Origin of the sequence: Acinetobacter sp. YH12098 (genome assembly GCF_013419235.1) — a bacterium.
Taxonomy (GTDB): Bacteria; Pseudomonadota; Gammaproteobacteria; order Pseudomonadales; family Moraxellaceae; genus Acinetobacter; species Acinetobacter amyesii.
On sequence record NZ_VPAO01000006.1, the window covers coordinates 73,457 to 94,178 of the forward strand.

24 protein-coding genes and 2 rRNA genes are annotated in these 20,722 nt (G+C 40.9%); 14 read left to right on the forward strand and 12 right to left on the reverse strand.

All coding sequences use genetic code 11. From position 1 onward, the window contains the following. Positions 1-2 precede the first annotated feature (2 nt). Positions 3-1,196 (reverse strand): site-specific integrase, encoded by a 1,194-nt coding sequence (locus tag FTU38_RS03045; protein WP_180110542.1) that lies wholly within the window; start codon positions 1,194-1,196, stop codon positions 3-5. A 119-nt stretch (positions 1,197-1,315) separates the two neighbouring features. Between FTU38_RS03045 and dusA the strand changes: the two genes are divergently transcribed. Then, the gene (dusA, locus tag FTU38_RS03050; RefSeq protein WP_180092395.1) at positions 1,316-2,350 is read left to right on the forward strand and encodes a tRNA dihydrouridine(20/20a) synthase DusA; all 1,035 of its coding nucleotides are present in this window, start codon (positions 1,316-1,318) and stop codon (positions 2,348-2,350) included. Between the two features lie 118 nt (positions 2,351-2,468). Here dusA and FTU38_RS03055 read toward each other — a convergent pair whose 3' ends face one another. Continuing rightward, positions 2,469-2,990 (reverse strand): Asp-tRNA(Asn)/Glu-tRNA(Gln) amidotransferase subunit GatC, encoded by a 522-nt coding sequence (locus tag FTU38_RS03055; RefSeq protein WP_180056107.1) that lies wholly within the window; start codon positions 2,988-2,990, stop codon positions 2,469-2,471. A 392-nt stretch (positions 2,991-3,382) separates the two neighbouring features. Further along, positions 3,383-4,654, reverse strand: coding sequence for a bifunctional phosphopantothenoylcysteine decarboxylase/phosphopantothenate--cysteine ligase CoaBC (coaBC, locus tag FTU38_RS03060; RefSeq protein WP_180056106.1), 1,272 nt, complete (start codon positions 4,652-4,654; stop codon positions 3,383-3,385). A gap of 112 nt (positions 4,655-4,766) precedes the next feature. Here coaBC and radC point away from each other — a divergent pair, with 112 nt between their 5' ends. Both radC and FTU38_RS03070 read left to right on the forward strand, forming a co-directional pair. Then, entirely contained in the window at positions 4,767-5,468 is a 702-nt protein-coding gene (gene radC, locus FTU38_RS03065) for a DNA repair protein RadC (protein ID WP_180110543.1), read from the forward strand. 75 nt (positions 5,469-5,543) lie between these two features. Further along, positions 5,544-6,455 (forward strand): bestrophin family protein, encoded by a 912-nt coding sequence (locus tag FTU38_RS03070; protein WP_078191309.1) that lies wholly within the window; start codon positions 5,544-5,546, stop codon positions 6,453-6,455. Positions 6,456-6,552: 97 nt separating this feature from the next. Here FTU38_RS03070 and FTU38_RS03075 read toward each other — a convergent pair whose 3' ends face one another. Further along, on the reverse strand, positions 6,553-7,404 hold the full coding sequence (locus FTU38_RS03075) for a PHP domain-containing protein (RefSeq protein WP_180105865.1): 852 nt from the start codon (positions 7,402-7,404) through the stop codon (positions 6,553-6,555). A 44-nt stretch (positions 7,405-7,448) separates the two neighbouring features. On the opposite strand from FTU38_RS03075, the gene FTU38_RS03080 reads away from it, so the two are divergent. From FTU38_RS03080 to mnmC, 4 genes are read left to right on the forward strand one after another with little or no spacing between them, the layout of a single operon-like run. After that, complete coding sequence (locus FTU38_RS03080) at positions 7,449-8,060, forward strand: inner membrane-spanning protein YciB (RefSeq protein ID WP_078191311.1); 612 nt, start codon at positions 7,449-7,451, stop codon at positions 8,058-8,060. Between the two features lie 28 nt (positions 8,061-8,088). After that, the gene (locus FTU38_RS03085; RefSeq protein ID WP_078191312.1) at positions 8,089-8,391 is read left to right on the forward strand and encodes a YciI family protein; all 303 of its coding nucleotides are present in this window, start codon (positions 8,089-8,091) and stop codon (positions 8,389-8,391) included. A 5-nt stretch (positions 8,392-8,396) separates the two neighbouring features. Beyond that, complete coding sequence (locus FTU38_RS03090) at positions 8,397-8,912, forward strand: hypothetical protein (protein WP_078191313.1); 516 nt, start codon at positions 8,397-8,399, stop codon at positions 8,910-8,912. Between the two features lie 37 nt (positions 8,913-8,949). Beyond that, positions 8,950-10,896 (forward strand): FAD-dependent 5-carboxymethylaminomethyl-2-thiouridine(34) oxidoreductase MnmC, encoded by a 1,947-nt coding sequence (gene mnmC, locus FTU38_RS03095; protein ID WP_180110544.1) that lies wholly within the window; start codon positions 8,950-8,952, stop codon positions 10,894-10,896. A 44-nt stretch (positions 10,897-10,940) separates the two neighbouring features. Here the strand turns inward: mnmC and FTU38_RS03100 are convergent, their stop codons facing one another. Continuing rightward, positions 10,941-11,255, reverse strand: a complete 315-nt coding sequence (locus tag FTU38_RS03100; protein ID WP_078194202.1) for a rhodanese-like domain-containing protein — start codon at positions 11,253-11,255, stop codon at positions 10,941-10,943. Between the two features lie 92 nt (positions 11,256-11,347). Here FTU38_RS03100 and FTU38_RS03105 point away from each other — a divergent pair, with 92 nt between their 5' ends. The 3 genes from FTU38_RS03105 to FTU38_RS03115 all read left to right on the forward strand — a co-directional run bounded on the left by FTU38_RS03105 (position 11,348) and on the right by FTU38_RS03115 (position 13,000). After that, positions 11,348-11,836, forward strand: a complete 489-nt coding sequence (locus FTU38_RS03105; RefSeq protein ID WP_078194203.1) for a YajQ family cyclic di-GMP-binding protein — start codon at positions 11,348-11,350, stop codon at positions 11,834-11,836. A 27-nt stretch (positions 11,837-11,863) separates the two neighbouring features. Then, a complete protein-coding gene (locus FTU38_RS03110) occupies positions 11,864-12,367 on the forward strand; it encodes a DUF4442 domain-containing protein (RefSeq protein ID WP_180012065.1) in 504 nt (167 codons plus the stop codon). 132 nt (positions 12,368-12,499) lie between these two features. Further along, a complete protein-coding gene (locus tag FTU38_RS03115) occupies positions 12,500-13,000 on the forward strand; it encodes an ester cyclase (protein WP_180004621.1) in 501 nt (166 codons plus the stop codon). A gap of 65 nt (positions 13,001-13,065) precedes the next feature. Here the strand turns inward: FTU38_RS03115 and FTU38_RS03120 are convergent, their stop codons facing one another. Genes FTU38_RS03120 through FTU38_RS03130 form a run of 3 tightly spaced genes read right to left on the reverse strand, consistent with a single transcriptional unit; the run spans position 13,066 to position 14,835 of the window. After that, on the reverse strand, positions 13,066-13,485 hold the full coding sequence (locus FTU38_RS03120; protein ID WP_078191328.1) for an acyl-CoA thioesterase: 420 nt from the start codon (positions 13,483-13,485) through the stop codon (positions 13,066-13,068). A 21-nt stretch (positions 13,486-13,506) separates the two neighbouring features. After that, entirely contained in the window at positions 13,507-13,938 is a 432-nt protein-coding gene (gene trxC, locus FTU38_RS03125) for a thioredoxin TrxC (RefSeq protein ID WP_078191319.1), read from the reverse strand. After that, entirely contained in the window at positions 13,939-14,835 is an 897-nt protein-coding gene (locus FTU38_RS03130; protein ID WP_078191320.1) for an alpha/beta hydrolase, read from the reverse strand. 124 nt (positions 14,836-14,959) lie between these two features. Here FTU38_RS03130 and FTU38_RS03135 point away from each other — a divergent pair, with 124 nt between their 5' ends. Together FTU38_RS03135 and FTU38_RS03140 are read left to right on the forward strand one after the other, a co-directional pair. Next, positions 14,960-15,295 carry a TIGR01244 family sulfur transferase gene (locus FTU38_RS03135; protein WP_078191321.1) on the forward strand — a complete coding sequence of 112 codons (336 nt, stop codon included), beginning with the start codon at positions 14,960-14,962 and terminating at the stop codon, positions 15,293-15,295. Then, positions 15,288-15,710, forward strand: a complete 423-nt coding sequence (locus FTU38_RS03140; RefSeq protein WP_180105862.1) for a beta-lactamase hydrolase domain-containing protein — start codon at positions 15,288-15,290, stop codon at positions 15,708-15,710. Before FTU38_RS03135 ends, FTU38_RS03140 begins: the two co-directional genes overlap by 8 nt. Before the next feature lie 136 nt (positions 15,711-15,846). Here FTU38_RS03140 and FTU38_RS03145 read toward each other — a convergent pair whose 3' ends face one another. After that, a complete protein-coding gene (locus tag FTU38_RS03145) occupies positions 15,847-17,139 on the reverse strand; it encodes a hypothetical protein (RefSeq protein WP_180110545.1) in 1,293 nt (430 codons plus the stop codon). Between the two features lie 111 nt (positions 17,140-17,250). Between FTU38_RS03145 and FTU38_RS03150 the strand changes: the two genes are divergently transcribed. Beyond that, positions 17,251-18,383, forward strand: a protein-coding gene (locus FTU38_RS03150; protein ID WP_257225665.1) for an IS3 family transposase whose coding sequence is annotated in 2 segments (ribosomal slippage) — positions 17,251-17,503 and positions 17,503-18,383 — 1,134 coding nt in all. Because the reading frame shifts where the segments join, the coding sequence is not laid out codon by codon here. Positions 18,384-18,442: 59 nt separating this feature from the next. Here the strand turns inward: FTU38_RS03150 and FTU38_RS03155 are convergent. Next, entirely contained in the window at positions 18,443-18,661 is a 219-nt protein-coding gene (locus tag FTU38_RS03155; RefSeq protein WP_180110497.1) for a hypothetical protein, read from the reverse strand. 141 nt (positions 18,662-18,802) lie between these two features. Between FTU38_RS03155 and FTU38_RS03160 the strand changes: the two genes are divergently transcribed. Beyond that, positions 18,803-20,176 carry a dihydrolipoyl dehydrogenase gene (locus tag FTU38_RS03160; protein WP_180105860.1) on the forward strand — a complete coding sequence of 458 codons (1,374 nt, stop codon included), beginning with the start codon at positions 18,803-18,805 and terminating at the stop codon, positions 20,174-20,176. Positions 20,177-20,303: 127 nt separating this feature from the next. On the opposite strand, the gene rrf is transcribed toward FTU38_RS03160, so the two are convergent. Then, a 5S ribosomal RNA gene (gene rrf / locus FTU38_RS03165) occupies positions 20,304-20,418 on the reverse strand. Between the two features lie 196 nt (positions 20,419-20,614). Beyond that, positions 20,615-20,722 (reverse strand): 23S ribosomal RNA (locus FTU38_RS03170); the annotation flags it as partial.

A 20,722-nucleotide genomic window follows, 5' to 3' on the forward strand; every position in this document is an offset into this window, starting at 1 on the left:
CTCTAAATAGAGGCTTTTTTAATGGCTTCAGCAATGCCAGTGGTTTTTGCATATTCAATCGCTTGCTTATATGTGAGCAGATCCTTTCGAATAATATCCAAATTCACATATCGTTTCAGACTATTCCAATCATCGTGCAAAGTGTACTGTTGGATCTGTGGTACCGTTAAGCCCTGCTCTGCCAAACGTGTTGCTGCCTCATGGCGAAGGTCATGAAAACGTAAATCATCAATGCCGGCTTGTTTCTTAATTTTCTGCCAATGACGTGCAATATTTTCCTCATGTGTTGGGATCAGGTACCGATCATCACCGCCACGTAAAAGCATCTTTTTACGGATTTCAGGCTTTAATAATTCGTCAATAATTTCTGCAGCTTCATCAGATACCACAAACCATTTGTCATTGTTTTTCTTGGTCGGATGCTTCACTGCTTCCAGGTACCATTTTTTGTGTTCACGGTCATAGTGCTGTATTTCAAGCCTTGGCAATTCACCTAAACGACGACCCGTGTATATGTCTAACCACATGATCAAATACAAAGGCGTATTTGAATAATTCTTTAAATGAAAATCCATGTACGCATACGTGGTCAGATCCTGCAATTCTTTGGACGTTGGCAACCGGTTACGCTCTTCAGATTCTGAAATCACACGGGACTTTCTCAGACCTTTGACTGCTTTTTCATATTCATTGAAGTCGATCTCTACACCCCAAAGCAATTCGGCATGATCTAACACCGATCTCATGCACTGGAATTCGAAAAGAATTGTGCTTGGCTCAACAGGATCTAAATCGTAATTTTCATTCTTATAGCCGTCACGTCTACGCAAAGCATGTTGTGCATAGTCAGTGCGCTTCAGATCTGCCAAAGACTTTTGGGAAATATCGAACTTTTTCAGCATCTCAAGGGTAAATGCCTTGGTCCTACCATAATCCGATATTTCAGATTTATACCTGGTAATCGCGGATGCCAAAGACATGGCTGCAGATGCCACAGCATCTTTGTCGGTTGACAACAAGTGAGGATTCTTTTCTAATCTGTCCTCTTCTCTTTTTAGCCACGCTTTTGCCAAAGCTCTGGTACTAAATGTTTCAGTATCAAAATACTCGATACCCTCACTTGGCTTGCGAATATTGATCACAGCCTTGTATCTGGTACCTTTAGTTTTGGATTTTAACTCTGTGATATAGCCCATGCTTGCAACTATTTCTTAAATGAACGGGGAATGGTTGCAAATATAGTTGCAAGAGTTGCAAAAAGATAGGAAAAGATACAAATTTATCGTAAATGATACGAATGCTCATAGGTGATTAAATGACTGATTTAAAACAAAACACTGATATATCAAGGCTTCCACGTATATCCGTTGCACCTATGATGGATTGGACGACTCGTGACTATCGTTTCTTTGCACGCTTGTTTAACCCTAATGTGATTCTCTACACCGAGATGGTCACCACAGGTGCGATATTATTTGGCGGTGCGAATCGTCATTTGGACTATAACAACGAAGAACACCCGATTGTGTTACAGCTTGGTGGTTCAAATCCCAAAGATTTAGCGACCTGTACCAAGATGGCACAGGACTGGGGCTATGATGAAGTAAACCTCAATGTCGGCTGTCCGAGTGACCGCGTTCAGAACAATAAAATTGGTGCATGCTTGATGGCAGAGCCTGATTTGGTGGCTGAATGTATTGCTGAAATGCGAAATGCTGTTGATATTCCAGTGACCGTAAAACACCGCATCGGGATTGATGACATGCAGTCTTATGAAGAAATGCTGCATTTTGTTGATACCGTGGCAAAGACTGGCTGTGACAATTTTATCGTGCATGCCCGTATTGCCCTGCTGCAAGGTTTGTCGCCAAAAGAAAATCGTGATGTGCCACCTTTACGTTATGAAGATGTTTATCGTCTGAAACAAGAACGTCCAAATTTATTGATCGAAATTAATGGCGGGGTGAAAACCTTTGCTGAAACGCAGCAACATTTACAACATGTTGATGGCGTGATGATTGGCCGTGAGGCTTATCACAACCCGTATTTATTGGCTGAGATCGGTCAGCTTTGGGATCTCGAATTACCCAACCGTTTCGATATTATCGATCAGATGCTACCGTATATTGCTAAACGCATGGAAGAAGGTGCGCCGCTTTCTATCATTACCCGTCATATTTTAGGTTTATTCCAAAATCTACCAGGTGCTCGAAAATGGCGTCAGGCTTTAAGTGGTGGCAATGCCAAAACCTTTGCAGATGTGGAAAATGCCATCCAAAATATTAAAGATGCAATGCAACGTACTGAAGACTATTTACGTGATCATCCTAAAGTCGTTTTAGAAGATTAATCTTCAAAAAGTGAAAGCCTGCTATTTTGCGGGCTTTTTTTATTTTTCATGTTTCTTAAAGTGCTTGCTTGGTAAGATCGACAACTCAGCTAAATCATCTAAACAGTCACATCATCACTCAATGACTATTGACCGTAATATTCCCTTTGGGAAAAGGTTCATCATCATAGCCAGTCCATTGATAATCAGATGGATCTTCTTCCTCACGCATACCCACATAACTCTCAGGCGCCGATGTAACAGGTTCAACCTCTTCTGTTGGTTGTTCCAATTCCTCAACCAAATGATTCAACTCTTGATCTAACTGCGCCTGATACTTTGCAATTTCAGCTTCGTCAATGAAGGCAAATTGTTCTTCATCTATTTTCCATGCATAGCCTTGCAGGTCTTTGTAGATCTCGACCAAAACAGTATAAGGCTGACCATCGTATTGCAGCGTCGCCTGAGCCTTAAAACTTAATCCCTTACGTTCTAATACTTTTATATTTTGAATCCGTAAATGGTACTGCCGATAATCTGGATTCTGATCAAACTCGTGCTGCATCTGCTGCTCAATCTGCCGAGATAATTCATCTGTCGAGACAAAATAGCTACAACCAGCCAAACTCAACAGTAAAAAAATGGTGAGCCATCGAAACATATTGCATCCCCCATGATGCATTTATTCTTGATGAAAAAGTCAGACCGATCACAGATTCCGATCCAAACATTCCTCATTGTTTGCTTCATAATAGCCAATAAAACACACAGTACAAGCCAAATTATCAAGATTTCTCAATTTTATATTTAATTTTGATATCAATCACTTAAATTGCATTTTTACTGTTTTAAAACACTGACAGCCTTGGTCTCTTGCTGACATATTTTTGTTGAAAATGACCATTTTGGTAGTAGTTTCCTAGCCGTCAAAGTTTCAACATCAAAACGATCCTATTGTGATTTTTTCAATATAGAGCCTTAAACAAAACATCGTAAAAGCGCCATAAAAAAAATCCCCAAACATTGCGGGGATTTTTAAGGAATCAACTGAAATTATTCATCGTCTGTTTCAGGCTCATGATGTAGCGCATCATGTATGGCTTCCACCAATTGCTGTGCAATTTCTTGTTTTGAGGCTTTCTCTAAATCACGCTTTTCCATTTGATATTGATCTGCGAAGAACACAGTCATGGCATTTTCGTCTGAAGCAAAACCAATGTCTTTACGTGAAACATCATTGCACGCAATCATATCGAGTTTTTTTGCCACAAGTTTGCCGGCAGCATACTCTTCGACATTGCGTGTCTCGGCGGCAAATCCAACCATAAATGGACGTTTTGACTGCTGCGCAATCGTTGCAACGATATCTGGATTTTTAATTAAAGCCACATTGAGTTCATCGCCAGCTTTTTTGATTTTATGCTCTGCAACTTCTGCCACGCGATAATCTGCAACAGCCGCTGTTGCGATAAAAATATCACAGCCTTCATCTAACATTTGCAGACTGGTATCTAACATTTTAATTGCAGACTGCACATTAATCCGTCGTACACCATTTGGTGTATCTAAACTGACGGGTCCTGCGATCAGCGTTACTTTAGCACCAGCTGCATAACAAGCCGCTGCCAGTGCAAACCCCATTTTACCTGTACTGTGGTTGGAAATATAACGTACAGGATCTATCGACTCACGTGTTGGACCGGCTGTAATCGCCACATGTTTGCCTGCAAGCATGCCAAATTTTTCAGCAATAGCTCGCTGTGCTTGATGAAAATAGGCCGTCACTTGATCCGCTAAATCTTCTGGCTCAGGCATACGCCCTAAGCCCACATCACCACAGGCTTGAGAACCGGCATCGGGCATGATCACATGTACGCCATCTTCAACCAGTGTATTTAAATTACGCTGTGTCGCTTTGGCTGCCCACATTTGCTGATTCATCGCAGGGGCAACCCAGACGGGTGCTTTAGTCGCAAGATAAAGTGTCGAAAGAAGGTCATCTGCTAAACCCGCCGCAAATTTTGCCAGCGTGTCACAACTTGCAGGAGCAACCAATACCAAATCAGCCCAACGTGCCAATTCAATATGCCCCATGCCCGCTTCTGCTTCGGGATTGAGTAATTCGGTATGCACAGGGTTGCCTGAAAGCGCCTGAAACGTTAGCGAGGTCACAAAGGCTTGCGCACCTTGAGTCATCACCACGCGCACATCAAATCCGGCATCTTTTAACCGACGGACAAGAATGGCACTTTTATAGGCTGCGATACCACCAGTGACACCTAAAAGAATATTTTTTGTGGGCATTACACTTAAATCAAAGCTCACGAACAGGCTACCTATCTGTTGCAGTGGCGCTCACAATAGCATTAAATATGCACTGACCCAACAATCTGCTGTGAAAAAGCCGATTGACTGATAATAAAAAAGTCTAAGAATAATGAATAATTCAATTAAAAATTGGCCTGAACAAGAGCGCCCACGTGAGCGGCTGATTCAACAAGGCGCACAAAGTTTATCCGATGCTGAGCTACTGGCTATTTTCCTACGCTCTGGTTCCCAGCAGCACTCTGCTGTCGAACTCGCACGAGTCCTGATCCAACATTTTGGTCAGTTGCAAGCGCTGATGGATGCGTCACTTGAGGATTTGCGCCAGTTTCATGGCATTGGAAACAGTAAATATGCGCAGCTTATGGCGGTAAAAGAACTCGGTAAACGCTATGTGAGTCAACATTTTCAAAATGAAGCCTTGCACATGCAACACTCTGAACAATTGCAAAACTTTCTTCGCTTTGAATTTTTATCGGAACGTCAAGAAGTCTTTGGCGTGCTCTGTCTAGATGCACATTTAAGAAAAATAAACTTTAAAAAACTTTTTTATGGCAGCCTCAATACCTGTGAAATTTCCATCAATCAACTGCTGCGTTATGTCATTTCTGAACACGCCAGCAGTATTGTCATTGCACATAATCATCCTTTCGGTCGTGCAGAACCTTCTGCTGCCGATCTTGAATTGACTCGACTCATTCAGCAGGCTTGTCAGCTGGTGGAAATTCGACTTATCGATCATTGCATTATCTCCACTGAAGGGAGTTTTTCCTTTGCTGAACATGGCTTGCTCCAAGCACACTCATCTGCATGAAACAGTTATTGACAAGTGCTTGAGCAAACCCGAAGATCATCATAATTTTTTAAAACTAGAAATTATCATTCGAACATGATCGTCCGTGACCAACCGAGTATTTTTAAACTGCTATTTTCTTGGCGAGGAACGATTTTACCTAAGGTTTTACCTCCGCTCGGGATCGTTATGTTGCTGTCTGCCATTGTGGGCGGCTTATCCTATGTCGATATCTTCCATTTTACCGAATTTCCTTTGGTCGGCTTTACCCTAATCGGTGTTGTGCTGTCGATTTTCTTAGGCTTTAAAAACTCAGCCTGCTATGACCGTTGGTGGGAAGCTCGGCGTTTATGGGGCATTTTGATTGCCAATGCACGCCATTTTGACCGTGACTGCCGTTTACTCAGTCAAGGCCGTCGTGAACGTGTGATTCAACATGTAATCGTCTTTGCCAACGTTTTACGTGACCGACTCCGCCATCAAACCGCCAATCCCACTGAACTGGTTGAAACCAGCGGCATGAGCGCGAATGCCATCACCCAACTATACCAACAAGCCAATGCACCGCAGTACACGTTGAGTTTGATCCAATGGGAGCTGATGCAGGCACTTAAAGATGGTGAAATTTCAGATATTATTTATACCCAGATGAATCAGCATGTGATGGAACTCAGCACCGTACAAACCGGCTGTGACCGTATTGCCACTACGCCATTACCGTTTGCTTATTCGGTCTTGCTGAATCGAACCGTTTATTTTTTCTGTTTTGTCTTACCCTTTAGCTTGGGTTCTACTTTAGGTCTTGCGACCCCCCTTTTGGTCGGGATTTTGGCCTATACCTTTTTAGGCTTAGATGCGCTGAGTTCAGAGATTGAAGAGCCCTTTGGTACACAAAGTAATGACCTTCCATTGGACTCGATGGTGCGTACTATTGAAATTGAATTACTTGGGACTTTAGGAAAACCCACCCCACCACCGATTCAAGCCAAAGATCATAACTTACTGTAATTGATCACTGCGTCTAAACCCTCGCTTACATAGCTTTGCCGTACACTTTTTTGGTACATCGAAGATATGTAAGTGAGAGCAATCATCGCGTAAGGCTTTAAACAAAGCTCTCCCAGATTCCAACTTGCTCCTCTTTCACTCGAGGGATATTGCCGAGTTTAATCCACGGCATATTGTCACCATGAAAATCACTGCCAACAGAAACTTTTAAGTTAAAGGCAGCAATCATACGATCCACCATTTGACGAGTCGATAATGGCTCAATTGCCGGTGGTAATTCCACTGCATCACCACCCGCTTCAGCAAAGATTTCAATCAAATAACGAATATTGGTCGCAGATAAATCATAACGCGTTGGATGCGCCAACACCGCAAAGCCACCACTGGCATGAATCACCTCAATGGTTTCTGCAAGACTCGGACCTTCAAATTTTACAAAGGCTTTTTTGCCTTCTTTAATATATTTATCAAAAGCTTGTTGTGGACGTGAAACCACACCCTTTTCCACCAAAGTTTTGGCAATATGCGTGCGTGTTACCCGATCTGGTATATGGTCAACCTTGGCAATCACATCGCTATAAATATCTTGACCAATTAACGGTATCAATAAGTCACAAATCTGCCGAGCACGTTCCGCTCGAATACGCTTTTGATCCATCAATAAGGCTTGTAAGGGCGCAGGATTTTGCATATTTAAAGCGACAATATGTACACCATAACTTTTTTTGGTTGCAGGTCTCGACCACTGGCTAGAAATCTCCACACCAGAGATTAATTGCAGCTTTAATTCATGCGCGACCTGCTCTGCTGCCAACAATCCGTCCATCGTATCGTGATCAGTCAAAGCCAGCGTATGAATTCCAATAGCACTTGCGGCCTGCACCAAAGCCTCTGGTGACAAAGTACCATCAGAAATATTACTGTGTGTATGTAAATCTACGCCTTGCATCTCTATACTATGTCATTTATTTGATCAGATTTAGATACTCTAACATGAAAGCACTTTTAGACTTTGTGCCACTCATTATTTTCTTTTATTTATATAAAACTGTAGATCCAAAAGATACGCAGCACCCATTATTACAATTGATTGGTTCTGCTGGGGGTGTCGATAACAATAACATTCTTGTGGCAACATCAGGTCTCATCATTTCCATGCTTGTGGTTTATGGTGCATTGTTTGTCATGCAAAAATTCCGTCTAGATAAACAGCAATGGATTGTGTTGTTCATGACCGTGATTTTTGGTGGTATTACCCTGATGCTAAGCGATGATTTTTATATTCGCTTAAAAGCCGTTTTACTGAACTTAGTGTTCGCAGGGGCGTTTTTACTTTCTCCACTGTTTAGTAAAGATAAGAAACCGCTCATCGAACGTTTATTTGGTCCAGTCTTAAATTTAACCGCTGTCGGTTGGAAACGATTGAACTATGCATGGGCTGCAATGTTCGTGGTGATGTCATGTTTACACACCTTTTTCGCTTATTTGTTTGCAGACGGAAAATATTGGGGTGAATTCACTGCTTTTGGTGACATGATCGTGATGTTTTCCTTTATCATTATTCAGTTTATTGTATTACGTAAATACTTTAAGACCTCAGAATAATCCATTCGGTCAAAAATCAGGAAAAGTCATGCCATTATTCGTCGTAAGCTGTACAGATAATGAAGGTACAGTGGAAAAGCGCCTTGCAGTTCGTCCTCAACATCTTGAACGTCTACAAAAACTTGATGATGAAGGTCGTCTGATTGTTGCAGGTGCGATGCCTAAAGATCCGGCAAACCCGCAAGCTGGTTTTTATGGCAGTACGATCATTGTCGATTTTGATAGTCGTGAAGCCCTAGACCAATGGTTGGCAGATGAACCTTTCCTCAAAGAAGGGGTTTATGGCCAAATTGATGTCAAACCATTTAACAAAGCATTTCCTAAAGGATAAGGTTCATGCGCGTCGTTGTTTCTAGTTTACTGGGCTTATCTTTAATTTGTTCAACTGCATGGGCTGAAGAACCGGCTCCTGCACCTGCTGTAGCCCCTGCTGCTCAAGCAACGACTGCAACACCTCCTCCCAATCCTGTGCCGCATACCATTCCTGCCAATAAACCGGGCATCATTAAAGTGGCGGCAACCGTCAATCCTAATGGTCAACCTCAAGATGCAAATCCATTGACCATTGAGCAATTGGCAAAAAATAAAGCGCTGCAAGATGCCAAAGTCAAAGCGATGGTCAAAGACCAATCTGTACGCTTACAACAGTTAGAAAAAGCTAACCTTGAAGCCTTGGCGCAAAACCAAGAATTACAACTTAAAAATGATAGCTTGGGCGTACAAGTACAAGTGCTACAAAGTGAACGTAGCGCGCAGATGTTTTTATATGGCGGGACCACACTCGGTGTTGGCGTGATTTTAGGTTTCTTGTTGGCCAGTTACGTCTATACCAAACGTCGTCGTCAATGGTAATTCGTTTTTCTACTTCAATTTAAAGGTTGCTTGAGTTTTGTCAGGTGCAATTCAGACTGCCGATCTCGATTGGCAAATGATCGATGGCATTGATATTCCAGTGTCTAAACAGTTTGGTGATGTGTATTTTTCGAAGGATAATGGCCTACTCGAAACACGTCATGTGTTTTTAAAAGGGAATGACCTCGACACTCGCCTTGCGGCACTGACTGATTTTGAATATTTCAGTGTCGGTGAAACAGGTTTTGGTACAGGCTTAAATATTTTGGCCCTGTGGCAATTATGGCAACAGGTTCGTCCAGATAATCACAGCCATCTACATGCTATTTCTGTAGAAAAATTTCCTTTATCTAAAGCAGACCTCATTCGTGCATTAAATGCATGGCCTGAATTACAGCCTTTGGCACAGCAACTGATTGCGCAATATCCTGAACCCATTGCGGGATGTCATCGACTCAATTTTCCAGAAGAGCGTTTTTCAATTGATCTTTGGTTAGGCGATGCACACGACGTTTTTCCGGTCATGGCAAAAACTGCTACGGTCAATGCATGGTTCTTGGACGGTTTTGCACCCGCCTGTAATCCTGACATGTGGGAAGAAAACGTACTCAAAAATATCGTGCGTCTATCAGACATTGGGACGACCTTTGCCTCATTTAGTGTGGCAGGTGTACTGAAACGCGGCTTACGTGAGCATGGTATTACCATTACACGACCTCGTGGCTTTGCTCATAAGCGTGAAATGCTCAAAGCTTTTTGGCTCGCACCTGAAAGATCAGATGATCAATCCGTAGTTGCTGACATACCCACTTTAGACGAAAAAAAAAATTCTGAAATCACTCTAGGTCATAAGCCCCGTCAAATCGCGATTATTGGCGCTGGCATAGCTGGTTTAAGCTGTGCTTGGACATTTGCTCAACGTGGGCATCAAGTGCGTATTTACGAGAAATCAGCACCACTCAGCGGTGGGTCGGGTAATCCTCTTGCCCTACTCAACCCTAAACTCAGTTCAATTGAACAAAGTGCTGAACATTTGATGACCCTGAGTTGGTTATATGCGCTCAAGCATTATCAAAACTTCAAGGCATTTCGTCCCTTACAGATTCACCAATCTATTTTAAAAAATAAAGCAGAGCATCTTGATTTAGCTCAAGCTTATCCTTCAGAGGTGTTAGCTGCTGAAGAAGGCACGCCAAATCAATTAGCTTCAGCATTTCCAACCCTGCTCCTCAAACAAGCAGGTGCCGTCAGTCCACATCAGCTTCGTGACCAAATCTTGGCGCATCCACACATTGAGTTGTTACAAGCAGATATTCAACGCATTGAGCAACAACAAAATGGCGTTGCGCTATTTACACAGGATCAGCAGCTTCCATCTGCCGAGCATGTCATTCTCTGTGCGGCACGTGAGAGCATGCAGCTACAAACAGATTATCCAGAGCTGCGTGCCATTCGTGGACAAGTCAGTTGGTTGAATAATCCTGCTCAACAAATGGATATGCATACCGCCTATAGTTATGGAGGCTATTGTATGCAACTGGATGCCGAACAGATGATTATGGGCGCGTCATTTTATCCCGGCCGTGATGACACAGACGTTCTCACTGAAGATCATGTGCATAACTATGAACTTATCCACAGTGTGTTCCCCGACTTTGCCAAAACCTTAGCACCGATTGAGCAATGGCAAGGACGTGCCGCAATTCGCGCACAGACGAAAGACTTTTTCCCTGTAATTGGTGCAGTCCATGAAGATCAGCACATTTATAGCTGTAGTGGACTCGGTTCTAAAGGTTTCCTGTATGCCCCGCTCTGTAGTGAAATCATTGCCGCGTTGGTCTTAAAAGAAGCCTGCCCGATTCCAACACAGCTACTCGATAAAATTCATGCAGCACGTTTTATACGACGCGCCAAAGCCAAACAAAAAACCAAGAAGCCTTATTTTCAAGCTCAGATGCCGTCATCTCCACCTCAAGAAAAATAACTTGCAATAAAAAAGCGCCTTTCGGCGCTTTTTTTGATTCGATCTTATTTCCCTTGTTCCAAAGGAAGACCAGCATCACGAGCAGCACGCGTGCCGCCCATTAAGATTACATATTCACGTGAGCTGTCAAAACCCTCTAGTAACTCTGCTGCACGTGGAGCTTTACTTCCGCCACCACATAAAATGTAAATGGGTTGATCCGTTGACACCTGAGTCAGTGCATCTGATGACAATGCGTTGATCGGTCGGTTAACTGCACCTTTCACATGTGCTTCAGCATAAGCACTTGCATCGCGAACATCCCAGATAATCGAGTCTTCTGGGAACTCAAATGTTGTAATTTCTTGTTTACGGATCATTGCACACTCCTTTTGATGTAAACAACACTTGGCAAATGAAGAAAACATCCCTAGCATCTCAGATATTCTTTCCCTTTGTAAAGGTCTAATCTATGCCTTCTTTTGATATTGTTTCCGAATTAGAAGTTTTTGAAGTAAATCATGCAGTTCAAAACACGCAAAAAGAAATAGCGACGCGTTTTGACTTCCGTGGTCAAGACGTTTCAATTGAGTTAAATGAGAAAAATAAGGAAATCAAAATCTCAACAGAAAGCGATTTCCAATGTGAGCAAGTGTATACCATGCTCGAAAATCATTTCTTCAAACGTAAAGTTGACATTCAAGCACTCGATCCACAAAAAATGACCGCTTCTGGTAAAAACGTCATTCAAGTGATCAAACTAAAAGACGGTCTTGACTCTGATACTGCAAAAAAAATCAATAAAGCCATTAAAGAAAGCGGCATTAAAGTGCAATCTTCTATTCAAGGCGACAAAATTCGTGTGACTGACAAGAAACGTGACACTTTGCAACAAGTGATGGCGTTCTTAAAAGAGCAACAGTTTGGTGTGCCGCTTCAATTTAACAACTTTAAAGATTAAGGCAGCACAACTGCCATTGAGGTCAATATGGCACGTCCAAATCGTCTAAATAAACTGGTCAAAGCAAGCTCTAAATTACCCAAAGGTATTCAAAGTCGTTTGCTCAGTCGAGCTTTTGGTCGTGTCGTGCCCATGGTTGGAACGGCTAAAATCCAATATCAACATGTCAGCCCTGAGCGTGTTGAGGTGAGCATCGCCAATCATAAGGCGATGCAAAACCATATCGGGCAAGTACATGCCTGTGCCATGGCGCTGATCGCAGAAACAGCCACAGGTTTTGTCACAGCAATGAACGTCCCTGATAGCGCCATTGTCCTAATTAAAAGTTTCAAAGTTGATTTTAAACGTCCAACCCAAGGTGGGATGAAAGCCATCGCAACGCTTACACCCGAACAGCAACGACAAATGCAAAGCACAGAAAAAGGTGAAACCTTAGTACAGGTCTTAGTCACCGATGAATCTGGTGAAGCACCGATTCAATGTGAAATGCTTTGGGCGTGGGTGGCAAAATCCGCTCTGAAAAATAAATAAATGTAAATAAAACTTACTTTTAGGTAAGTATAAGTTTTACCAAATTTCAGCAAAATCAAGACTGTTTTTTATTATTTATACGCCGTAATTCCGCTCAATATGCTTGCACGACACAAATATATTGAGCACTTTATGAAAAAAATCATTCCCCTTTCACTCATCAGCCTGGTGGTGTTTTTAACTGCATGTCAAAGTACTATTCCTGCAACGCCAACGACTCCAACACAAACAGCTGAAAGCAATATTCAAACCAGCCAAGCAGCGGAAAATAAGAAAATCGTGATTGATTTTTATGAAGGTGTCTTTCTTAAACATCAGGTTAAGACATATGCTGACCGATATATTGGCAATCAATATATTCAACATAATCCGCATGTACCTGATGGCAAAGCGCCTTTTGTCGATTATTTCATCCAGTATTTTAAACAAAATCCTGAAGCAAAAAACCAGATCAAACGTGCCGCTGCCGAAGGTGATTTGGTCTATTTACATGTGCACTCTACGCAGAATAATCAAGACCGTGGAGAAGCGATTATTGATATCTTCCGTGTTGAAAATGGCAAGATCGTCGAACATTGGGATGTGCAACAAAGCATTCCTGAAACCAGTGCCAATTCAAATACAATGTTCTAAGTTTTAATTCGTGATTAATAAAAAAGCCACTCGATTGAGCGGCTTTTTTTTGCGTCTAACTTTAATTAAGCTTGATCTGCAGCAAATTTAGCTTTTGCATCCGCAGGAATTTGACGCTTAGCACCTTTCACATCCACAGCGACAAATGTAAACACACCTTCGGTTACGCGAATTGGATCACGTGAGCTGTCATGGCTATCCCAAACTTCAATCTGCATTTGGATAGAGGTATTACCCACTTTTAAAATTTTGGTATATACACTGATGACATCCCCGACTTTCACTGGAACGAGGAAGGTCATTTGGTTAATTGAAATCGTTGCACAGCGTCCTTGACTGAAACGCTCTGCGTGAATTGCACCGGCCAAGTCCATTTGTGACACGATCCAACCACCGAAAACATCACCACTCCAGTTGGTGTCTGCAGGCATCGCGATGGTTTGTAGGGAAAGCGTTCCTTCAGGTTTTACATGAGTTTCTGACACTTTAGCTCCTGGCGCTGACATTTATTGAGGTAGATTTAACTGCTGGTTGAGCCATTGTTGTAACTCACCAGCACGCATTGCACCACTTATTCTAGCAATTTCGTTGGTTTTATTCATCAAAACCAGTGTAGGAATACTACGAACATTAAATGCACCGCTCAATCGAGGGTTTGCTTCGGTATCAATTTTGGCAAAAACCACCTTCGGATTAGATTTTGCAACTTGTGCAAAGTGTGGCGCCATCATCTTACATGGTCCACACCATTCAGCCCATAAATCAATCAGCACAGGTAAATCACTATTGCTAATAAAATTTGCAAAGTTCTTTTCATTCAACTCGATGGGCGCCAATGGAATCAATGCTTGATGACATTGACCACATGCAGGTCCAACTTCGAGTTTTTCTTCAGGTACACGGTTTTTTGCACCACATTCAGGACACACAACGATCATTTAGCTGACTCCAACATGTTGATGTAAAAATTCTAATTGGGTTGCCATGGCTTTTTCAAACCATTGCCCGTGATAAATATCAAAATGTTGCATTTCCCACTCATAATACTGCACATATGGTGCAATATTGGTCGCAGTTTCTCGGCTTGATTCGATGGGAATCAAACTATCTTCTTTGGCTGCAATAAAAAGTACTGGTATGCTAATTTTACGGACATCCAAAATTGGGCGATAACGGATTAACTTAAAAAAGGCCCGAGCTGGAATTTCGCCACTCCAATAAAAATCAGGATTTACGATCGATAAGTAGCCCGCATAACTGTCTTCAGACTGTAAAAAACACAATCGATGTGGATCAACTACAGGTAAAGTCGTTGGGCTCATCCCAACTTTAGAACCCATATAGTCCTGACTCGATAATTTTAACGCTTTGGGTAATTGCTGTAGGGGATACAATTTTGCACTTTCAGCGCCGTCGACAAATGGTACTTGTACCATCACCGCTTTAATATTTTTAAGCTCTGCCGCCAAACTAAGTACATAGCCACCACTCAGCGATGTTCCCCATAATACAATGCGTCTCGAATCAATCGATTTACGCTGCTGTAAATGATCGATCATGGTCCGCCAATCTTCAAGTTGAGCTTTAAGGTTCACCAACTCTCTCGGACGCCCTGTACTGCCACCCCAATAGCGATAATCAAACAACACGACAGCATAGCCTGCTTGCACAAAGCGCTTGGCATATTGCACTAATTTAAACTGGCGTAATGCCGCCAAACCATGTGCCATGAGAATGACTGCAGGTTTTTCAACAGATTTTGGACGATAAAAGTCAGCAGCTATAACATCTTGTCCGCTTTTGACATACAGTGGTTCGACTGTATAGGCGTGCATACGCGCTCCATTGCGTTATTTTATGGTTGTAATCGCTTATAAAAATTTAAGAACATTCTGCTCAAGTTTGTGCTTAATGCTATCATAAAGCATAAATCTATGAATTAAATTATGGAGTGACTCAATGAGCGAAAATGTTGGTTTTGCAGGTCAAATCGGCCCAGAACATGTAGCGCAAGTGGTTGAAAAAGGCTTTAAATCGATTATCAATAACCGCCCTGACATGGAAGGTGGTCCTGAGCAACCAACCAGTGCTCAAATTGAAGAAGCAGCTCGTAGCGCTGGTTTAGACTATGTTCATCAACCTGTTGTTGCAGGTCAAATTTCTGAGCTAGATGTCCGTAACTTTGCTAATCATTTTAATGAATTGCCAAAGCCAGTTCTAATGTTCTGCCGTACAGGTAACCGTTCAAACAACCTGTATCAACTAGCAAAACAGATGGATCTTTTGGATGACTAAACCCATCCTCAAATATGTATTTTGCTGTATTCTGATCTGTAGCAGTATCCCGCTGAGTCACGCTCAAAACGATGTTCAGACTTTAAATACCAAAGTCAGTGTTGCAGGTCAGATGAATGCTGCCAAATTTTCACAGTTGATGCGGCAAGGTTTTAAATCTGTGATTGTGAACCGCCCTGATCAAGAGATGGGTAATGCAGTCAAGGTGAGTGAATTACGCAATATCGCGGAAAAATCCCAGATCAGTGTGATTTATCAACCTGTCAACAGCGGTAAAATTTCTCAAACAGACATTCTTGAATTCGCTAAATATTATAATGAGCTTCCAAAACCCATTCTGATGATTTGTCGTAGTGGCGCTCGTTCTAGTGCGTTATTTCATCAGGCAAAATCTCAAGGTTTGTTGCATGAATAAAGTTTTATTGGTGGTGATATGTGTCTTGGCTCTGAGTGCTTGTAGTTCTATGCAAGTGCGCCCGACGGTGGGTGTGAGTGTGGGGACTTCTATTTAAATCTCTCAATAAAAAACAGCGCCGAAGCGCTGTTTTTAATTAATTTGCATTAAAACAATCATCTGACATACCAAATGGACTAATCATATTCGGCCCTGTTCCTGTTTGATCATTATAATCTGTTTCAATTAATGGTAGTTGAAAATCAAAAGTACTACCGAATGGAACAGATTGATTCTCCAAACGTGCACTTAGACTTAAGTTTAACCATTTGGAATAAGTTTTATCATAAACAAGATTAATAATCGCCTTACCATCTACATCAGTTTTCACTTTTACAAATGAGAGTGTCGAATTAGTAAGCCCCGCCTTATTCAAATAGACAACATTATTGATATCAATATTATTGAGTTTTAGTTTTTCAGAAACCAAGGCAGCATAAGTAATTGAATTACCATTCCAGTCTAAACCTGTCTCGTTTTTAACAGGTGAATTATTTAAGGTACAAATTGCTGAGCTTAATGGATAAAGACCAATATTATTTGAAAAATAATATTTTCCTTTACTATATTGAATGGCACGAGATGAGATCGTTACGTCCTGGTTAGCATGTTCCTCACCCAAATCCAAGTAAACCTCTTGAATATAATTTCCATTGTTAGAGGTCAATTGGCCAAGACTCATAGAGTTAATACCGCCATACAAACTTTCATCAATATACTTTACTAAAGCAATCGTTTTGCTTTGTTCGCTCGTCACAACGCCAGATTCAACAACTTGTACTTTGAATTTTAACCCTTGTGAAAGCATGTTTGCTATTTGTGCTTCGGTCAATGCTGTTGTCAGTTTTGAACTAATAGTAAATGCAACATAACCTTCCTCATTAGTTGAAGCGACTGATTCACTTGAAATTGCAAGCTGATTATTAAATGAGTTTTCAAGTGAAATCTGTATTGGCTTATTATTTACAGAGTCAGTTCCATTAATAGCCTTGAGTTTGATCTGCACAGCAATTTTATCACCAACAACTGCAAGTGCCTGCTTGTCGGTTAAAATACTCCAATCATATTTGTTCGGTATTTCAACTACTTCTTTTTCTGGATCATAAGCCGAAATAAGATGAGCTGCTGAAGCTAAAGTATTACCTTTATCATCCTTAACAGATACCTTAACGTTTACACCTTTCAAGATTTCATTAATCGTGGATTCATCCAAGCCCGCATCAACTTTAACATTAAATCGTGCAATACCCTGTCCATCAGTTTTGATTCCTGCGGATTCACCCTCTACCTCCTCACTTGATGGAATGTACTCAATCGCAGCTTTATTCTTTAATACATCTGTAGATTCAACTATTAAAGCAACATTAGGTAAAATAGCTCCATCATTCATTACACGTACAGACACTGTAAAAGAGAGGTGGATCAGGAAATTTGAACAACACTTATAAGTGATATTTTGCTCCCCAAATGATGTTATAAACATCAATATATGGAGTATTTTATGACACGTAGACCAAGAAGAAATCATTCAAATGACTTTAAAGCTAAGGTAGCACTTGCTGCGATTAAAGCAGAAAAAACACTTGCTGAATTGAGTGCTGAATTTGATGTTCATCAAAACCAAATTATTGACTGGAAAAATCAACTGATTTCAGCTTCCTCGCAAGCTTTCGATCAATCAAAAGCTCCGACAGAACCACCCATCGATCTAAAAAAACTACATGCAAAAATCGGTGAGCAGGCATTAGAAATTGATTTTTTAGAAGGTGTGTTGAAGAAACTGAGTCGCTTCAACCACAAAAGTTAATCGATGACTCACTTCAGATTTCAGTATCTAAGCAAGCTAAGCTGCTGAAAGTCTCCCGTGGTTGTTATTACTATCGCCCAAAACCTGTGAGTGAATCAGATCTGAAGCTGATGCGCTGTATGGATGAGTTACATATGCAATACCCTTTTGCAGGTAGCCGTATGATGCGTGATTTATTGAATCGTCAAGGACATCATATAGGACGACGTCATACACGTACTTTAATGAAGAAAATGGGCATTAATGCGTTATATCGTAAACCAAATCTAAGTCAGGCCAATCAAGCTCACCGTAAATATCCATATCTGCTCAAAGGATTGGCTATTCAGCGCAGTAATCAAGTGTGGTGTACGGATATAACGTATATCCCTATGGCAAAAGGCTTTGTTTATTTATGTGCTGTGATTGATTGGCATAGCCGCAAGGTACTTGCGCATAGGGTATCGATTAGTATGGAGGTGGATTTTTGTATTTCGGCTTTAAATGAAGCGATTGAAAAATATGGATCACCTGAAATATTTAATACAGACCAGGGCAGTCAGTTCACCAGTGATGCATTTATTGATGTATTGAAATCAAATGGCATTCAAATCAGTATGGATGGTAAAGGTCGATGGATTGATAATGTGATGGTTGAACGGTTATGGAGAAGCGTTAAATATGAAGAGGTGTATCTCAAAGCTTATAGCAGTGTCACCGATGCGAAAAAGCAATTGAGTGCATATTTTGAATTTTATAATTTGAAACGACCTCATTCGAGTCTGGACAAAATGACTCCAGATGAGTTTTACTATGACCAGCTACCACAACAAAATAAGGTAGCTTAACTAGAGCAGAATATCACTTATAAATAAGCTTTTAGTTGTTCAAACAAGTGGGACCACCTCTAAGTATCTCCACGCGCATTAAGTTTTTCTACTATTGGAAGATACTGAATTTGAATATTTTTAAACAGGTTTTCCTCTTGTGTGCCAGTTCCTGTTCCTGCGGTAGGAGCACTAACACCTTTATTATAGTACCCATCACTACCACCACCGCCACAACTTGCCAACAATACGGCTAAAGCTACAGCTGACAGTTTCATAGTCACTTGTTTTTTTTGCATGGAATTCCCCTAAAACCCTCAATATATATAGAGTTGTTATAAATATTTATTGGTTGCTATGTAACCACAGTTATAGCTTTATGTAAACAAAAGGAAGACAAATCTTTGATATGTTAAATTTGAAATATGAAGGAGAATTTTATGTACGACATCATCATTATCGGTGCGGGAACAGCAGGCATTTCAGCCTATAAAGAAGCAATTAAAAAAACACAAAATATTCTTATCATTAATGATGGTCCGTGGGACACCACCTGTGCACGTGTCGGTTGTATGCCCAGTAAAATACTTATCTCTACTGCCAACCGTATGTACGAAATAGGACATGCTGATAATTTAGGCCTAGATGTCAAAAGTGAAATTGATACCTCTAGCGTCATGCAACATGTTCAAACCTTACGTAATCGTTTTACACGAGCCACGTTAAAAGATGTTGAAAGTTGGCCAAGCCAGCATAAAATTTCAGGTAAAGCTGAATTTATTGATTCAAATACCATTCAAGTAAACAACCAAACATTTAAAGCTAAGTCATTTATCCTTGCTGTAGGTACAACTCCTGCTATAGATGCTGAACAAAAAAAAATATTAGGCGATAAATTAATTACATCAGATCAGATATTTGAATTAGAACAACTCCCTAAATCAGTCGCAGTTATTGGAAGTGGCGTCATCGCTTTGGAATTAGCGCAGGCTTTAACACGCCTCAATGTAAACACCACAGTTTTTGCACGTAGTCGAAAAATTGGCTCACTGAGTAGCCCTATATTGCAAAAGCTCGCACAGGAAGAATTAAGTAAAGAGTTAAAGCTAAAGTTTGAAATTTTACCTGAACATTATTCTATTGAAGGAGATCTAGTTCATTTAACCTATACTGAAGAAAACGTACAGAAGACACTACAAGTTGACTATGTATTAGCTGCAACTGGCAGACGTACATTATTAAATACCTTAAGTTTAGAACGTATAAGTGCCGAATTTAAAGATTTAAAAAATTTGCCAATCAATCCAGATACAAAGCAGCTAGCCGATTATCCAATTTTTATCGTCGGTGATGCACATACCAATACCCCTATCCAACACGAAGCAGCTCATGAAGGCAAGTTTGCTGTACAAAACTGTTTAAATTTTCCACAAACTAAATCCATCAAGACGCTAATACCTCTAGGCATCTTATTTTCTACACCACAAATGGCAACCATTGGGCAAAGCTATAAGCATCTACAAGATAAAAACACAGAATTCGTCATTGGTTACGTTTCTTATGAAAAACAAGGTCGTGCGATTGTTGCTGCTAAAAATAAAGGGGCTGCCGAAGTATATGTGGATACAATTAGCCATAAACTATTAGGAGCTGAGCTATTCTGCGCGGAAGCTGAACATTTGGCACATTTATTAGCTTGGATGATTTTAGAAGAACTAAGCATACATGAAATTTTAGATAAACCCTTCTATCATCCAACGTTAGAAGAAGGGTTAAGAACAGCATTAAAGCATGCACGACGTCAGTTAATATAATTTTATCGTTCTATGTAAACTTATAGCGTTGGATATCCAGCACTTAATTTCCGTATCCCCCTCTATCTTTTTCACTATGCATAAAAAAACACCCCCAACGATTAAGTTGGGGGTGTTTCGAATAATGAGCTGGCGATGACTTACTCTCACATGGGTAACCCCACACTACCATCAGCGCTAAGAGGTTTCACTTCTGAGTTCGGGAAGGGATCAGGTGGTTCACTCTTGCTATTGTCGCCAGCACAACTGTTATGGATACTTGCTTAGTCTAATCTCAGAGCAGTGCTCTTCGTGCTAAGTTTTCTACCAAATGAGTTATTAACAGAAGTACTTGAGTTAATTTAAGGTGTTCATTTTATCTAGCTTTTCAACTAAATCAAGTTTGATTGATTATATGTGAATCAATTGATGCTATTTATACAACTGTTTGGGTGTTGTATAGTCAAGCCTCACGAGCAATTAGTATTGGTCAGCTTCATGCGTCACCGCACTTCCACATCCAACCTATCAACGTCGTAGTCTTCAACGGCTCTTTAGTGGACATAA

Excerpts from the sequence above, each read along its gene's own strand:
- FTU38_RS03045 (WP_180110542.1), bottom strand. The coding sequence starts at position 1,196 with ATGGGCTATATCACAGAGTTAAAATCCAAAACTAAAGGTACCAGATAC.
- dusA (WP_180092395.1), top strand. The coding sequence starts at position 1,316 with ATGACTGATTTAAAACAAAACACTGATATATCAAGGCTTCCACGTATA.
- FTU38_RS03055 (WP_180056107.1), bottom strand. The coding sequence starts at position 2,990 with ATGTTTCGATGGCTCACCATTTTTTTACTGTTGAGTTTGGCTGGTTGT.
- radC (WP_180110543.1), top strand. The coding sequence starts at position 4,767 with ATGAATAATTCAATTAAAAATTGGCCTGAACAAGAGCGCCCACGTGAG.
- FTU38_RS03070 (WP_078191309.1), top strand. The coding sequence starts at position 5,544 with ATGATCGTCCGTGACCAACCGAGTATTTTTAAACTGCTATTTTCTTGG.
- FTU38_RS03075 (WP_180105865.1), bottom strand. The coding sequence starts at position 7,404 with ATGCAAGGCGTAGATTTACATACACACAGTAATATTTCTGATGGTACT.
- FTU38_RS03080 (WP_078191311.1), top strand. The coding sequence starts at position 7,449 with ATGAAAGCACTTTTAGACTTTGTGCCACTCATTATTTTCTTTTATTTA.
- FTU38_RS03085 (WP_078191312.1), top strand. The coding sequence starts at position 8,089 with ATGCCATTATTCGTCGTAAGCTGTACAGATAATGAAGGTACAGTGGAA.
- FTU38_RS03090 (WP_078191313.1), top strand. The coding sequence starts at position 8,397 with ATGCGCGTCGTTGTTTCTAGTTTACTGGGCTTATCTTTAATTTGTTCA.
- FTU38_RS03100 (WP_078194202.1), bottom strand. The coding sequence starts at position 11,255 with ATGATCCGTAAACAAGAAATTACAACATTTGAGTTCCCAGAAGACTCG.
- FTU38_RS03105 (WP_078194203.1), top strand. The coding sequence starts at position 11,348 with ATGCCTTCTTTTGATATTGTTTCCGAATTAGAAGTTTTTGAAGTAAAT.
- FTU38_RS03110 (WP_180012065.1), top strand. The coding sequence starts at position 11,864 with ATGGCACGTCCAAATCGTCTAAATAAACTGGTCAAAGCAAGCTCTAAA.
- FTU38_RS03115 (WP_180004621.1), top strand. The coding sequence starts at position 12,500 with ATGAAAAAAATCATTCCCCTTTCACTCATCAGCCTGGTGGTGTTTTTA.
- trxC (WP_078191319.1), bottom strand. The coding sequence starts at position 13,938 with ATGATCGTTGTGTGTCCTGAATGTGGTGCAAAAAACCGTGTACCTGAA.
- FTU38_RS03130 (WP_078191320.1), bottom strand. The coding sequence starts at position 14,835 with ATGCACGCCTATACAGTCGAACCACTGTATGTCAAAAGCGGACAAGAT.
- FTU38_RS03135 (WP_078191321.1), top strand. The coding sequence starts at position 14,960 with ATGAGCGAAAATGTTGGTTTTGCAGGTCAAATCGGCCCAGAACATGTA.
- FTU38_RS03140 (WP_180105862.1), top strand. The coding sequence starts at position 15,288 with ATGACTAAACCCATCCTCAAATATGTATTTTGCTGTATTCTGATCTGT.
- FTU38_RS03145 (WP_180110545.1), bottom strand. The coding sequence starts at position 17,139 with ATGAATGATGGAGCTATTTTACCTAATGTTGCTTTAATAGTTGAATCT.
- FTU38_RS03155 (WP_180110497.1), bottom strand. The coding sequence starts at position 18,661 with ATGCAAAAAAAACAAGTGACTATGAAACTGTCAGCTGTAGCTTTAGCC.
- FTU38_RS03160 (WP_180105860.1), top strand. The coding sequence starts at position 18,803 with ATGTACGACATCATCATTATCGGTGCGGGAACAGCAGGCATTTCAGCC.